10 protein-coding genes, 1 tRNA gene, 2 pseudogenes and 1 riboswitch are annotated in these 12,643 nt (G+C 67.8%); of the genes and pseudogenes, 1 reads left to right on the top strand and 12 read right to left on the bottom strand.

Annotated elements, in window-relative coordinates:
• Nucleotides 1-301, top strand: a 301-nt coding sequence (locus x551_RS26480; protein ID WP_036248799.1) for a hypothetical protein, incomplete at its 5' end; no start/stop codon positions are given.
• Between the two features lie 495 nt (nucleotides 302-796).
• On the opposite strand, the gene x551_RS25245 is transcribed toward x551_RS26480, so the two are convergent.
• From x551_RS25245 to x551_RS12695, 12 genes and pseudogenes are all read right to left on the bottom strand, one after another.
• Nucleotides 797-1,405: a hypothetical protein gene (locus tag x551_RS25245; RefSeq protein ID WP_152543505.1), complete on the bottom strand. Its 609-nt coding sequence runs from the start codon at nucleotides 1,403-1,405 to the stop codon at nucleotides 797-799.
• 113 nt (nucleotides 1,406-1,518) lie between these two features.
• Nucleotides 1,519-1,594, bottom strand: a tRNA-Asn gene (locus x551_RS12745).
• A 36-nt stretch (nucleotides 1,595-1,630) separates the two neighbouring features.
• Nucleotides 1,631-3,733 (bottom strand): TonB-dependent siderophore receptor, encoded by a 2,103-nt coding sequence (locus tag x551_RS12740; RefSeq protein ID WP_231497611.1) that lies wholly within the window; start codon nucleotides 3,731-3,733, stop codon nucleotides 1,631-1,633.
• A gap of 98 nt (nucleotides 3,734-3,831) precedes the next feature.
• A riboswitch (TPP riboswitch) is annotated at nucleotides 3,832-3,944 on the bottom strand.
• A gap of 118 nt (nucleotides 3,945-4,062) precedes the next feature.
• Nucleotides 4,063-5,163, bottom strand: coding sequence for an NAD(P)/FAD-dependent oxidoreductase (locus tag x551_RS12735; RefSeq protein WP_036231771.1), 1,101 nt, complete (start codon nucleotides 5,161-5,163; stop codon nucleotides 4,063-4,065).
• A gap of 23 nt (nucleotides 5,164-5,186) precedes the next feature.
• On the bottom strand, nucleotides 5,187-5,510 hold the full coding sequence (fdxA, locus tag x551_RS12730) for a ferredoxin FdxA (RefSeq protein WP_036231773.1): 324 nt from the start codon (nucleotides 5,508-5,510) through the stop codon (nucleotides 5,187-5,189).
• A 52-nt stretch (nucleotides 5,511-5,562) separates the two neighbouring features.
• The gene (gene cobA, locus x551_RS12725) at nucleotides 5,563-6,351 is read right to left on the bottom strand and encodes a uroporphyrinogen-III C-methyltransferase (RefSeq protein ID WP_036231796.1); all 789 of its coding nucleotides are present in this window, start codon (nucleotides 6,349-6,351) and stop codon (nucleotides 5,563-5,565) included.
• A gap of 13 nt (nucleotides 6,352-6,364) precedes the next feature.
• Nucleotides 6,365-7,648: a GTP-binding protein gene (locus x551_RS12720; RefSeq protein ID WP_036231775.1), complete on the bottom strand. Its 1,284-nt coding sequence runs from the start codon at nucleotides 7,646-7,648 to the stop codon at nucleotides 6,365-6,367.
• A gap of 5 nt (nucleotides 7,649-7,653) precedes the next feature.
• On the bottom strand, nucleotides 7,654-8,613 hold the full coding sequence (gene cysD / locus x551_RS12715) for a sulfate adenylyltransferase subunit CysD (RefSeq protein ID WP_011829099.1): 960 nt from the start codon (nucleotides 8,611-8,613) through the stop codon (nucleotides 7,654-7,656).
• Nucleotides 8,610-9,359: a phosphoadenylyl-sulfate reductase gene (locus x551_RS12710; RefSeq protein ID WP_036231777.1), complete on the bottom strand. Its 750-nt coding sequence runs from the start codon at nucleotides 9,357-9,359 to the stop codon at nucleotides 8,610-8,612. Before x551_RS12710 ends, cysD begins: the two co-directional genes overlap by 4 nt.
• A complete protein-coding gene (locus x551_RS23515) occupies nucleotides 9,356-9,787 on the bottom strand; it encodes a DUF934 domain-containing protein (protein ID WP_253950370.1) in 432 nt (143 codons plus the stop codon). Before x551_RS23515 ends, x551_RS12710 begins: the two co-directional genes overlap by 4 nt.
• Before the next feature lie 112 nt (nucleotides 9,788-9,899).
• Nucleotides 9,900-11,608: pseudogene (locus tag x551_RS12700) on the bottom strand (nitrite/sulfite reductase).
• A gap of 25 nt (nucleotides 11,609-11,633) precedes the next feature.
• Nucleotides 11,634-12,400, bottom strand: a pseudogene (locus tag x551_RS12695) (sulfite exporter TauE/SafE family protein).
• Nucleotides 12,401-12,643: the final 243 nt, after the last annotated feature.

Raw genomic sequence — 12,643 nt, 5'->3', positions numbered from 1 at the left:
AGTCGATGGCAAAGAGACCTTCAGCTGCACCGCCTGCGAATCCACCCGGTGCACGCGTGTCACGGTCAAGCGACCCGACGGCCGAAGCTACGAGACAGAGTTCGTGAAGTGCTTCTGGTGCGGCGTGATGTACCACCACGCTGGGGCCGTGCCGGTGTTCGATCCGAGGTCGGCCACGCCGCGCTTCCACGCGGGCCAACTCGGTCGCGATGAGCCACACGGCATCAGCGCCGAGGCCCTCGCGAAGATCAATGAGGCAGCAGACCGAGCCAACAAGTCAAAGGGCCGGCGGCACCGATAGCTACGTGCGCGGCTGTCCAAGAAGAACAAAACCCCCAGGCCGCGAAGCGAGGGGGTCTTGTTGACCGAACCCGGAGGGGGTGGCACCGATTTCCACCTCTCGTACTTGACGACCTCGCGGCCGACATTGACACGGCACAACCGGGACAGAACTTCCAGCGGCATTTCGCTGACACCTCGATTGTAGAGGCTCGAGCCGCGCCAACTGTCTGAGTGCTCACCGGACTTCACATCGGGCCGCAGATCCGGCGGCAGGGCACCCCGCTAATGGCGAGCGGGACGAGGTGACGCTGCAGGGGCTGGTGACGGGGCGGTAGCGGTCCTCGCTGCCCATTCGTCAAGCTTTAGGTTGCATGACGAATGACAGCAGGGACACAGACTATGTCCGCCTCTTCACTCTTCCCGTCGCCATCGATGTATGCGCGAATCAGAATATCCTTGCCCATTGGAGCGTCCCCGCCCGGCTCAGCAAACGCACGATTCAGCCCATCCTCAGTTAGCCGTACGACCTTCGACAGTGCCCCATCGCATCGGTAAGTGACGCGCTGTGCTTGCCTACAGACAAGGTTATGTGATCGCTTGGACCGATTTCTGTTCGTGGCCGTACTGGCTTGTAGCCACCCTTCGAGTCGTACGTCACCGTCCCGGGAACAAGGACTCCGCACACGTAACGATCACTACCGCTGTCGGCGACAGTGATCCAATTCAACTTCCCCAATGCAGGCAATTTGGATGCGACCACTAGATCCACCGTCCGGTTCAGATGATCGACCACATTGCGCATCAATGTGATTGACTCGATCTGTTCAGTAAAGCTCGGCTCACCAGGTGGTAGGGTGACAACCAATCCGGGAGTCGCCTTAAGCAGTCCATCAAGTCGGTGAAGTTCGTCGACGATTGCCCACGCGTGCATGAATGCCTCGGGGATGACCCAAGGATGCAGTTGCGTCTCTTTGGTGAGTGCGAGTTTCGTCAGCTGACGATAGAGCCGCCCGTAAGCAAGCTCGCAGATCTGCGCAGAGTGACAAAAGCTATCGAGGCAAATCAACAGCTTGCGATTGGAGTTCGGGGGAAGTCGCTTTAGCGGCGAATCGGGACTAAACATCGCGATCTCCATTTTGAGCAAGCGCGTAGTGCGAACAAGCGTCACTTGCCTACTACCCGCCTACTAAAGCAAAAGGGGTTAGCAGGCACTTACCGGCTAACCCCCACACTTCTTGGCTCCCCGACCTGGGCTCGAACCAGGGACCTACGGATTAACAGTCCGGCGCTCTACCGACTGAGCTATCGAGGAATTGAGCCGCAGATTATAGCGGCTTCGCTGTCGCGCTCACAAGTCCGCGCTGAGCGAGACGCGCCAGGTGCGCGGTGCCATGGGGTAGAGGTAGGCGTGTTCGAACTGGTAGGGCGATTCCTGCCAGGCGCGTCGGTCGAGGACGTTGTCGACGCCGATGCGCCACACCAGCGTGCGTGTGTCGATCTTCTGGGCGTAGCGCGCTCCCAGGTCGACGCGTGCCCAGCCGGGGATGCGCGTCGCGCCGTCGTCCGGCAGCAGCGTGCGGTCGCTCTCGGCGACGATGCCGCCCTGCAGGCTCAGCCCGGCCCAGCCGGCCACCGCGTACTGGGTCTGCAGCTTGAACACGCGCTCGGGCACGTTGGGCGGGCGCTGCCCATCGACCGCAGGGTCGGCGCTGTCGGTTCGCTCGGCATGCAGCAGCATGGCGCTGGCGACCCAGGTCCACGCCCCCGTTCGGGCCTCGATGCCGGCTTCCAGGCCGCGATGCCGTGCGCTGCCATCGGATCGAAGCGGACTCGGTACCACGCTGTCGTCGCGCGCGTAGACCGGCCGGTCGATGTCGAAGGCGGTCAGGTTCCAGTCCAGTGCGTCGGTGCGGCCCTTGAGGCCGAACTCCAGTTGCCGGCTCTTCAGCGCGGGAAGCGCTTGCCCGGGGTTGCTGTAGCTGAGCGGCCGGTTCGGCACGACCTGCGATTCGATGCCCTGGCCCCAGCTCACGTAGCTCATCAGCCCGGGCCGCCACTCGTAATTGAACGCGATCCACGGCGTGGTGACGTTCTGGCCGTAGCCGGTGGCTTCGGTGTCCGAGGTGGTGACGGCGTCGCGGTGCAGGCGCGTGTGGCGCAGGCCGAGCCAGGTGCTGAGGGCGGGGGTGAGCTGGATCACGTCGCGCAGGTAGAGCTCGGTGTTGCGCTCCGTGCGATCCGTGTTGTCGCTCAGGATCGCGGGCCCTGGCGGCGTGACGGCGCTGCCGTCGATGCTGCCCACGCCGGCGTAGGTGTAGATCTGCTGCTCGAAACGCGCCTTGAAGCGCGAGAACAGCACCCCGGCGGTCAGCTGGTGAGCCAGGCCCGCGGTGGCGAACCGGCCCTGCAGCGACAGATCGAGCGCGTTGGTGACGCGGCGCTCGTTCTCGCTGCGGAAGTCGTAGAGGTCGAAGCTGCCATCGCTGCAGTAGCGGTCATAGTTGCCCTCGGCGTCGCAGCCGTAGGGGAAGGCCAGGCGGTCGTCCGTGTGGAGCCGCTGCGTGCCGTAGTGCGCCTTGGCGCTCCAGTCGGCGTTCAAGCGCTGCGTCAGGCGCAGGCTGGCGGTCTGTCCTTCCAGTACCACCGGCTGCGACCACGGCTGGTTGTTCAGGTTGATGCGCGGATCGATGCGGTTCGCGCTGGGCACGCGATCGCCGAGCAGGCTGAAGGCCGGCTGGCTGGGCTGCGAGCGGCGGCTGGTCTCGACTTCAGCCTCGATCAGGGTGTCGGGCGTGGGGCGCCAGTCGCCCGCCAGCGCGAACAGGTGGCGCTTGCCCTTCGCGGCACGCAATTCGGGGTCGAGGTGCTCGGCCGCAACGTTGACGCGCACGCCGAAGGCCCGGTCGTTGCCGAAGCGGGTGGCCAGATCCACCGCGCCGAGCACGCTGTTCGCGCCGCGCCAGGCCAGCGTGGCGCTGCGCACGTCGGCATCGGGCCGCTTGACGACCAGGTTCGCCAGGCCGCCCGGCGCGCTGGTGCCGGCCTGGATGCCGCTGGTGCCCTTCAACAGTTCGATGCGCGCCTTGTTGTCCAGGGCGATGGCGGTCTCGGCGTTGATCGGCAGCCCGTCGCGGCGGTAGTTGTAGCGCTGGTCGAGCACATAGCCGCGCACCGTGAGCGAGTCCCAGTAGCCCACGCTGTTGTAGGCGTCGCTGACGCTGGCGTCCTGGCTGGTCAGCGCGCGCAGGTTCTGCGCGCCCGTGTCCTTGAGTTGCTCCTCGCCGATCACGCGCGCCTGCAGCGGGCTGCGCGTCAGCGGGATGTCGCCGAAGCCGGTGAGTTCGGCGCGGTTGCTTTCGCGGGGCGCCGAGATGCTGACCGTGGGCAGGGACGTCGCCGTGTCGTCGGCCGCCTGGGCAGTTGCGGTGCTGGCCAGCGTGGCGAGTGCCACGTGGGTGAGAGTGAACGGTCGAGACGTTGCATCGTGCTTCCAATGCGACGGCAGGGCGGCGGTTCCGCAAGGTGGACGCACCCGCAGGGCGGGGCGAGGCACACCGAAGATCGCTTCCCTGCGCGAGGATTACCTCAATCAGGTTCGAAGGGACTTTCTCAGTCGAGCCCGGGCCTCTTGCGAGAGCGGGTCAACACCCCTAGCTGGTGTCGCGCGGTGCTGCGCGACACGTACGGATTATGACGTGCGGATCACCGGCTGTAGCGCGCACGCCCAAAAAGAAGGAGCCCGCACGCGGCGGGCTCCGTTCACGACGCGACGTGCCGCGCTCAGTCGAACACCGGCGTTTCCACGCCCAGCACCTTGTGGAGCTTCGGGCTGGTGGTGGTGTACTGCAGGTGGATGCGCTTCTCGGGGAAGATGTAGGGCGCGGCGCCGAAAGCGGCGAGCGCGGCCTCATGGAAGCCCGAGAGGATGAGCTTCTTCTTGCCCGGGTAGACGTTGATGTCGCCAACCGCGAAGATGCCCGGGACGTTGGTCTCGAACTTCTCGGTGTCGACCACGACCTGCTTGCGCTCGATGTTCAGGCCCCACTCGGCGATCGGGCCCAGCTTGGGGCTCAGGCCGAAGAACACCAGCAGCATGTCGAGCGGCACCACGCGGGTCACGCCGTCGCCGCCGGTCACCTTCACGCTGCGGAGCTGGCCTTCGGCCGCTTCGAAACCGGTGACCTGGCCGACGATGAACTGCATCTCGTAGGCGTCGCACAGTTCCTTCATCTTCGCGACCGAGGCTGGCGCGGCCTTGAAGCCGTCGCGGCGGTGCACGAGGATCACGCTCTCGGCCTTGTTCGGGCCGTCCTGGACGAAGTTCAGCGTCCAGTCGAGCGCCGAATCACCGCCGCCCACGATCACCAGGTTCTTGCCGGCGAAGGCGCTCGGGTTGCGCACGCGATAGTGCAGCTGACTGCTGTCGAACTGGTCGAGCCCGTCGACTTTCAGCAGCCGCGGCTGGAACGAGCCCACGCCGCCGGCGATGAAGATGGTCTTGGTGATGAAGCGCGTGCCCTTGCTGGTCTCGAGGTCGAAGCGACCGTCGTCGCGCTTGTTCACCAGCGTGACTTCCTGGCCCAGGTGGAAGGTGGCACCGAAGGGCTCGATCTGCTTGAGCAGGTTGTCGGTGAGTTCCTTGCCGGTGCACACCGGCACCGCGGGAATGTCGTAGATCGGCTTGTCCGGATAGAGCTCGATGCACTGACCGCCCGGGTAGGCGAGCGAGTCGATGATGTGGGCCTTGATCTCGAGCAGGCCGAGCTCGAACACCTGGAACAGGCCGACCGGGCCGGCACCGACGATGACCGCGTCGGTCTCGATCGGGCCGTCGTGGCTGTTCGCGGTGGCGGTGATGGCGGGGTTGATTTGCGGGTCCATGAGGAAAGGCAAGGTGGATTCGGTCAGCGGATCAGTTCGCCGAGCTTGTCGGTACGGTCTTTCCAGTCGTCGGCATCGGGCAGGGCGGCTTTGCGCTTCGTGATGCTCGGCCACTTCTTCGACAGCTCGACGTTGATCGCGATGAACTGCTGCTGGTCGCCGGGCACGTCTTCCTCGGGCAGGATCGCATTGACCGGGCACTCGGGGATGCAGACGGCGCAGTCGATGCACTCGTCGGGGTCGATCACCAGGAAATTCGGGCCTTCGCGGAAGCAATCCACCGGGCAGACGTCGACGCAGTCGGTGTATTTGCAGCGGATGCAGGCTTCGGTGACGACGTGGGTCATGGCGGTTCGGGGTGGGTGAGGGACGGCGTCGAACGACGCAAAGCACACAATTTTAAGGGTTCGGGGTTTTCACGGAACGGGTCGCCGGGACGCAGGCGGGGTCTCGCGTCCGCAGGGCCTGCCGCGCGGCGACATGCGGCAGGGCCGCGGCCCCGACACCGACCGTCACCACGGCGGGTCGGCCGCTGTGCAGCACGCTGGCTTCCGCCAGCGTGGCGACCCGATGATCGCTGCTCAACTGGTCGGTACAGCCGGCGCGCGAGACCACGCAGACCGGGGTCTCCGCCGGCCAGCCGGCATCTCGCAGGCGGCGGGCCAGCGCGGCAAGCTGGCGTCCCGCCATGTAGAACACTTCCGTGTCGGCGCTGCGGGTCGCCAGCAACTCGCCGGCACGCGTCATGGCCGTGCTGAGGCTGACGCTGCGGCCGCTGCCGCGGCGCGTCAAGGGGCGTTGCATTGCCGCCGCAGCGGCCATGGCGGCGGTGACGCCGGGCACCACCTCCGCCGTCAGCCCCTCGGCCGCCAGCGCTAGCAGCTCCTCCTCCAGGCGGCCGAACACGCTGGGGTCACCGCCCTTGAGACGCACGACGCGCAGGCCCTGGCCAGCGAACTTGACCAGCAGGGCGTTGATGCGTGTCTGGCCGGTCGCATGGCAGAAGCCGCGCTTGCCGACGTCGACCCAGCGCGCCTGCGGCGCCAGTTCGCGCAGGGCCGGATCGGTGAGCGCGTCGAACAGCACCACTTCGGCCGCAGCCAGGCGGCGCGCGCCGCGCACGGTGATCAGGTCCGCTGCACCCGGGCCGGCCCCGATGAAGACGACGGGCGGGAGGCCGTTGTCCATCACATCGGCCACGTCAGGCCGCCGCGGCGACCAGCAGCGCGCCGCTGGTGCGGTTGCTGGCCGGGTCGACGATGATCAGCGCACCGCCGATGCGATTGGCCGCATAGGCCTCCACCGGCAGCGGCGCCTGCGCCTCGATCTGCACCTGGCCGATCTCGTTGACGGCGAGTTCGTGCGCGTCGGTGTCTTCCAGCGTATGGATGTCGCGCCGGCTGTCGATGGCCGTGATGCGCGCCTGCACCCAGCGATGCCCGTGGCGCAGCCAGTACTTGCGGCCGACCTGCGCCGGCTCGGTGTCGAGCCAGGCCAGCGTGGCGGCGAATTGCTGCGTCGTCTGCAGCGGCGCGGCACTGGCGATCCAGTCGCCGCGCGAGATGTCGAGCTGGCGGTCGAGCACCAGGCCCGCCGACTGACCGGCTTCGCAGGCATCGACCACCGCGCCGGCATGGCGCACCTCGGCCACGACGGCGGTCTGGCCGCTCGGGAACACCTGCACCGTGTCGCCGGCGCGCACGCTGCCGTGGGCGATGCGACCCCACGCCGTGCGCGGCTGATGGCCGGTGCCCTGTTCGCCCTGCTTGGCGACGTATTGCACCGGGATCAGCAGTGCGCCGTCGTGGCGTTCGTCGGTGGCTGGCAGCGTGTGCAGCAGCTCCAGCAACGTGGGGCCGCTGTACCAATGCCAGACGGCCGAACGCACCGTGGCGTTGTCGCCGCGCAGCGCCGAGACCGGCACGATGCCTGCCGGCACGATGCCGGCCTGGCCGGCGAACTGGTTCAGAGCCTCGCTCACTGCGCCGAAGGCCTCCTCGGCGTCGGCGTCGATCGCGTCGAGCTTGTTGATCGCGAACACGATGCTCGGCACGCGCAGCAGCTGCGCGAGCAGCGAGTGGCGGCGCGTCTGCGGGAGCAGCTGCACCGGCTTCGAGCGCCAGTCGAGCTTGGTGATGTCGACCAGCACCACCGCTGCGTCGCTGCCGGCGGCGGCGGTGACCATGTTGCGGGTGTACTGCTCGTGACCCGGCGCGTCGGCAATGATGAACTTGCGCTGGCGCGTGGCGAAGTAGCGGTAGGCCACGTCGATCGTGATGCCCTGTTCGCGTTCGGCCTCGAGCCCGTCGGTCAGCAGCGACAGATCGATCGCGCTGCCGGCGGCGCGCTTCTCCAGCGCGTCGAGCTGGTCGGCCAGGATCGCGCGGCTGTCGTACAGCAGGCGGCCGATCAGCGTGCTCTTGCCGTCGTCGACGGAGCCGGCTGTCAGGAAGCGCAGCGCGTGGTGCTGGAGATCGTCATTCATGGTGTTCAGAAATAGCCTTCCTTCTTGCGCCGCTCCATCGAAGCGTCCGAGGTGCGGTCGTCCATGCGGGTCGCGCCGCGCTCGCTGATGGTGACCGTCAGCGTTTCGGCCACGATCTCGGCGGCGTTCGCGGCCGGGCTCTCGACCGGGCAGGTGCAGGTCATGTCGCCGACGGTGCGGAAGCGCACCAGCGCTTCCTCCACGGTCTCGCCGGCCTCGGGCGGCGTCACGTCGGTCAGCGGAACCAGCAGTCCCTTGCGGCGGATCACCTGACGTTGGTGTGCGAAGTACAGGTTCGGCAGCGGGATGTTCTCGCGGGCGATGTAGAGCCACACGTCGAGTTCGGTCCAGTTGCTGATCGGGAAGGCGCGGAAATGCTCGCCGGGCTTGATGCGCGTGTTGAACAGGCTCCAGAGCTCCGGACGCTGCTCCTTCGGCTGCCATTGGCCGAAGCTGTCGCGGTGGCTGAAGATGCGTTCCTTGGCGCGCGCCTTCTCCTCGTCGCGGCGGGCGCCGCCGATCAGGCAGTCGAAGCGGTGCTCCTCGATCGCCTCGAGCAGCGTCACGGTCTGGTGGCCGTTGCGCGACTCCAGCGGGTGCGACAGCCGGATCGTGCCGCGCTGGATGGAGTCCTCGAGGTGGCCGACGACCAGGCGCTCGCCCATCTCGGCGATGCGGCGGTCGCGGAATTCGATGACTTCGGGGAAGTTGTGCCCGGTGTCGACGTGCAGCAGCGGGAAGGGCAGGCGGCCCTCGAACTCATTGCCCTGCCTGCGCATCTTGAAGGCCTTCTCGGCCAGGCGCAGCACGACGCAGGAGTCCTTGCCGCTCGAGAACAGCAGGGCCGGGCGCTCGAAGGCGCCGGCCACCTCGCGCAGGATGAAGATGGCTTCCTCTTCGAGCGCGTCGAGATGACGATGGTCGATTTCGGGCAACAACTGGTTCATGTCGAGAGACGCATTCATTGGGGAGCTCCGATCGCGGAGACGACGGCCGCTTCCTGGTGGACGTGCAGGCCGCATTCCTTGGCGGTCTCGTCCTCCCACCACCAGCGGCCGGCGCGGAAGGGCTCGCCCACCGCGATCGCACGGGTGCAGGGTGCGCAGCCGATGCTGGGCATGAACTGGTCGTGCAGCGGGTTGTAGGACACTTGGTGGCGTTCGATGTAGTGCCACACGTCGGCCCAGCTCCAGTCGGCCAGCGCGTTGAGCTTCAGCCGGCCGGCGTCGTCGTGGTCGCGGAACGGCACCTCGCCGCGCGCGTCGGACTGCTCGCGGCGCAGGCCGGTGATCCAGGCACCGCGCTCGGCCAGCATGCGCGACAGCGGCTCGAGCTTGCGGATGCCGCAGCAGCCCTTGCGCAAAGCGAGGCTCCGGTACATGGCCTCCTCGCCGTTGGTGCGCACGAACTCGATCACCGCCTCGTTCTTCGGGCGGTAGACCTCGACCGCCAGGCCGTAGTGCTGCTCGATGCGGTCGATCAGCGCGCTGGTCTCGGCGTGCAGCTTGCCGGTCTCGAGCGTGCCGATCGCGATCGGCAGCGCGTGGCGCGCGATCAGGTCGGTGATCACCATGTCTTCCGCGCCGAGGCTGGTGGCCTGCACGATGCGTCCGGCATGCTCAACTGCCGCGTCACGCAGCCGTTCCACGGCTTGCGCGACGCGCGCCTCGAAGCCTTCGGAGGCTCGCGCATACAGCGCGATCGCGCTCATATCGCCGCTCCCTGGCCGACGAACTCCTGCACCGGTTCGGCGACGAGGGCCTCGACGGCGGCCGGCGGCAGCGCGAACAGCGGGTGGTTGTCGCGCGCGTCGCCCTGGTAATGGCCGCGGAAGAAGCCGAGCGCGCGCTCGGCCACCTCGACCGACTGGTCGCCGCGCAGCGCCACGGCATCGAAGCCGGTGCGGGCCAGCAGCGGCATCATGTCCACCAGCACGTCGCCGGTGGCACGCACCTCGCCGGTGAAGCGATAGCGCGAGCGCAGCAGGCGGGCCTGCGTGTAGGCACGGCCGTCCACCCACTTCGGGAACTGCAGCGCCACCAGCGCGAGGCGGGGCAGGTCGCCTTCCAGTGCCTCGACGTCGGCGTCGTTCGGCAGGATCACGCCGAGCGGCAGGTCGGCTGGCCACTGGCTGCGCACGCCGTGCCATTGGGTCAGCGTCAGCAGGCGCTGGGGGCGGGCGTGATGGTGACCATCGGGCCGTCCTCGCCGCCGACGGTGCGCCATGCGTCGCGATGGATGTCGATGAATTTCATGCGGCCACCTTCGCCGTGCTGCGGCGCACCGCGTTGGCGGCGGTCTTGAAGGGCTCGAGGCCGACGCGCCGCACGGTGTCGATGAAGCGCTCGTTCGCGGCGCGCTGGCCGCGGTAGGTCTCGATCACCGCCTCGACGGCGTCGGCCACCTCATCGGCCGCGAACGACGGGCCGATCACCTTGCCCGGCACCGCCGAGGCCAGGCCGCCACTCAAGGCCGAGCCGTCGGAGCCGCCCAGCGTGACCTGGTACCACTCGGCGCCGTCCTTGTCGACGCCGAGGATGCCGATGTGGCCGCTGTGGTGGTGGCCGCAGGAGTTGATGCAGCCGCTGATGTGCAGGTCGATGTCGCCGATGTCGTAGAGCTCGTCGATGTCGGCAAAGCGCTCGGTGATCTGCTCGGCCACCGGGATCGAGCGCGCGTTGGCCAGGCCGCAGAAGTCGCCGCCGGGGCAGGCGATCATGTCGCTCAGCAGCCCGATGTTGGGCGTGGCGTAGGCGGCGTCGCGTGCGGCCTGCCACAGCGCGTACAGGTCTTCCTCGCGCACCCAGGGCAACAACAGGTTCTGGTCGTGCGTGACCCGCGTCTCGCCGTGCGAGTAGCGGTCGGCCAGGTCGGCGGCCAGGTCGAGCTGCGTGTCGGTGGCGTCGCCGGGCGCCTGGCCGGCGCGCTTGACGGACAGCGTGACCGCGCGATAGCCGGCGAGCCGGTGGCCGTGCACGTTGCGCTCCAGCCACTTGCGGTAGGCCACGGGGCATCGGCCGGGGCACCGTCCCCGGCGCTCGCGTGGGCGACGACGCCCTCGGGCAGCACGAAGCAGGCGGACACGCGGTCCAGCTCGGACTGCGGGATCAGTTGCGCGTCGCCATCGACGTCGCGGCTCAGGATGGCCTCGAACTCCTTGCCCACCTGTTCGATGAAGCGCTCGCCCTCGGCTTTGACCAGGATCTTGATGCGCGCCTTGTACATGTTGTCGCGCCGGCCGTAGCGGTTGTAGACGCGCACGATCGCCTCGATGAAGACGAGGATCTGGTGCCAGGGCAGGAACTCGCGGATCACCACGCCGGGGATCGGCGTGCGCCCCATGCCGCCGCCGACCAGCACGCGGAAGCCCACCTCGCCGGCGTCGTTCTTGTGCAGGTGCAGGCCGATGTCGTGCCAGGCGGTGGCGGCGCGATCCTCGGTGGCGCCGGTGACGGCGATCTTGAACTTGCGCGGCAGGAAGGCGAACTCCGGGTGCAGCGTGGTCCACTGCCGCAGGATCTCGCAGTAGGGCCGCGGGTCGACGATCTCGTCCGGTGCCACGCCGGCCAGCGCATCGCTGGTGGTGTTGCGGATGCAGTTGCCGCTGGTCTGGATGCCGTGCATGTCGACGTCGGCCAGCAGGTCCATCACGTCGGCGCTCCGGTCGAGCGGGATCCAGTTGTACTGGACGTTCTGGCGCGTGGTGAAGTGCGCATAGCCACGGTCGAACTCGCGGGCAATGCGCGCCAGCTGGCGCAGCTGGCGGCTGCTGAGTTCGCCGTAGGGGACCGCCACGCGCAGCATCGGCGCATGGCGCTGGATGTACCAGCCGTTCTGCAGGCGCAGGGGGCGGAACTCGTCGTCACCCAGCGTGCCGGCGCGGTTGCGCTCGAGCTGGTCGCGAAACTGCGCTGCGCGCTGGTGCACGAAGGCGCGGTCGAAGGGGGTGTATTGGTACATCGTTCGTCTGTCAAACCATCGTGGTTCAGTAAATGACCTTCACGCCGGCGGCGACCAGCGCGGTGCAGAGAAAGCCGCGAACCAGCCGGTCGGGCAGCTGGCGGGTCAGCTGGGCACCGATCCAGATGCCGGGGATCGAGCCGACCAGCAGCGTGACCAGCAGGAGCCAGTCCACATGGCCGAGCGTGGCGTGTCCGATGCCGGCGACCAGCGTCAGCGGCACCGCGTGGGCAATGTCGGTGCCGACCAGTCGGCGGGTCTCGATCCGGGGGTGCAGCAGCAGGATCAGGGTGGCGCCGATCGCGCCGGCGCCGATCGAGCTCAGCGAGACCAGCACGCCCAGCACGACGCCCGAGGCCACCGTCCAGGCCGCCTTGCGCTCCTGCGGCAGCCAGCGCTCCAGCTTCAGGCCGACCGCATGCCAGGCCTGCCGGTAGGCCACCGTGACCGCGGTGATGAGCAGGGCGATGCCGAGCGCCAGCGTCAGGGCGCTGGCCCAGGCCTTGGTGACGCCGGTCGCGTGCATCAGGCGATCGTCGCCAGCGCCGCCGGGATGCTGCCCATCAGCAACTGCTTCAGGATGTCGTGGTCGATGTGCTGCTGCCGCCAATGGGCGATGGAGCCCGAGATCTTGGTCAGCCCGGCGAACCAGAGATCGGTCCCGATGGCCACCGCCGGCGGCAGCCCGAACACGCCCAGCATCAGCGGTGTCATCAGCGAGCCGCCACCGACGCCGGTCATGCCGACAATGGCGCCTACGCCGAAACCGATCAACACCGCGATGAAGTCCATGTATGCCTGTTGCGCCGCCGCAAAAATGCCGCAGTGTCGAACTGTAGGGACCGCATGAGCAAATGCGAACAACAGATAAATGAGTTGCTTATCCGCCAGAGGAATAAAGAATCTTGGATCGAGCCGTTTTGATGTCTGACAACTGGTCCGTATCGCACCGGCGGCGGCTGCTGCTTGCCGGCGCGGGCGGGTTGCTGGCGCTGGCCGGCTGTTCGACGACGGCACCGCCCGCCACGGCTCCCG

Source organism: Methylibium sp. T29 (assembly GCF_000576205.1).
In the GTDB taxonomy this organism is placed as follows: domain Bacteria; phylum Pseudomonadota; class Gammaproteobacteria; order Burkholderiales; family Burkholderiaceae_C; genus Methylibium; species Methylibium petroleiphilum.
Note: the sequence above shows the minus strand (reverse complement) of the source record. Positions and strands in the feature narration are given on the sequence as shown.

Coding starts and splice junctions, on each gene's coding strand:
- cysD (WP_011829099.1), bottom strand. CDS start 8,613: ATGAATGCGTCTCTCGACATGAACCAGTTGTTGCCCGAAATCGACCAT.
- fdxA (WP_036231773.1), bottom strand. CDS start 5,510: ATGACCCACGTCGTCACCGAAGCCTGCATCCGCTGCAAATACACCGAC.
- cobA (WP_036231796.1), bottom strand. CDS start 6,351: ATGGACAACGGCCTCCCGCCCGTCGTCTTCATCGGGGCCGGCCCGGGT.
- x551_RS12710 (WP_036231777.1), bottom strand. CDS start 9,359: ATGAGCGCGATCGCGCTGTATGCGCGAGCCTCCGAAGGCTTCGAGGCG.
- x551_RS12735 (WP_036231771.1), bottom strand. CDS start 5,163: ATGGACCCGCAAATCAACCCCGCCATCACCGCCACCGCGAACAGCCAC.
- x551_RS25245 (WP_152543505.1), bottom strand. CDS start 1,405: ATGTTTAGTCCCGATTCGCCGCTAAAGCGACTTCCCCCGAACTCCAAT.
- x551_RS12720 (WP_036231775.1), bottom strand. CDS start 7,648: ATGAATGACGATCTCCAGCACCACGCGCTGCGCTTCCTGACAGCCGGC.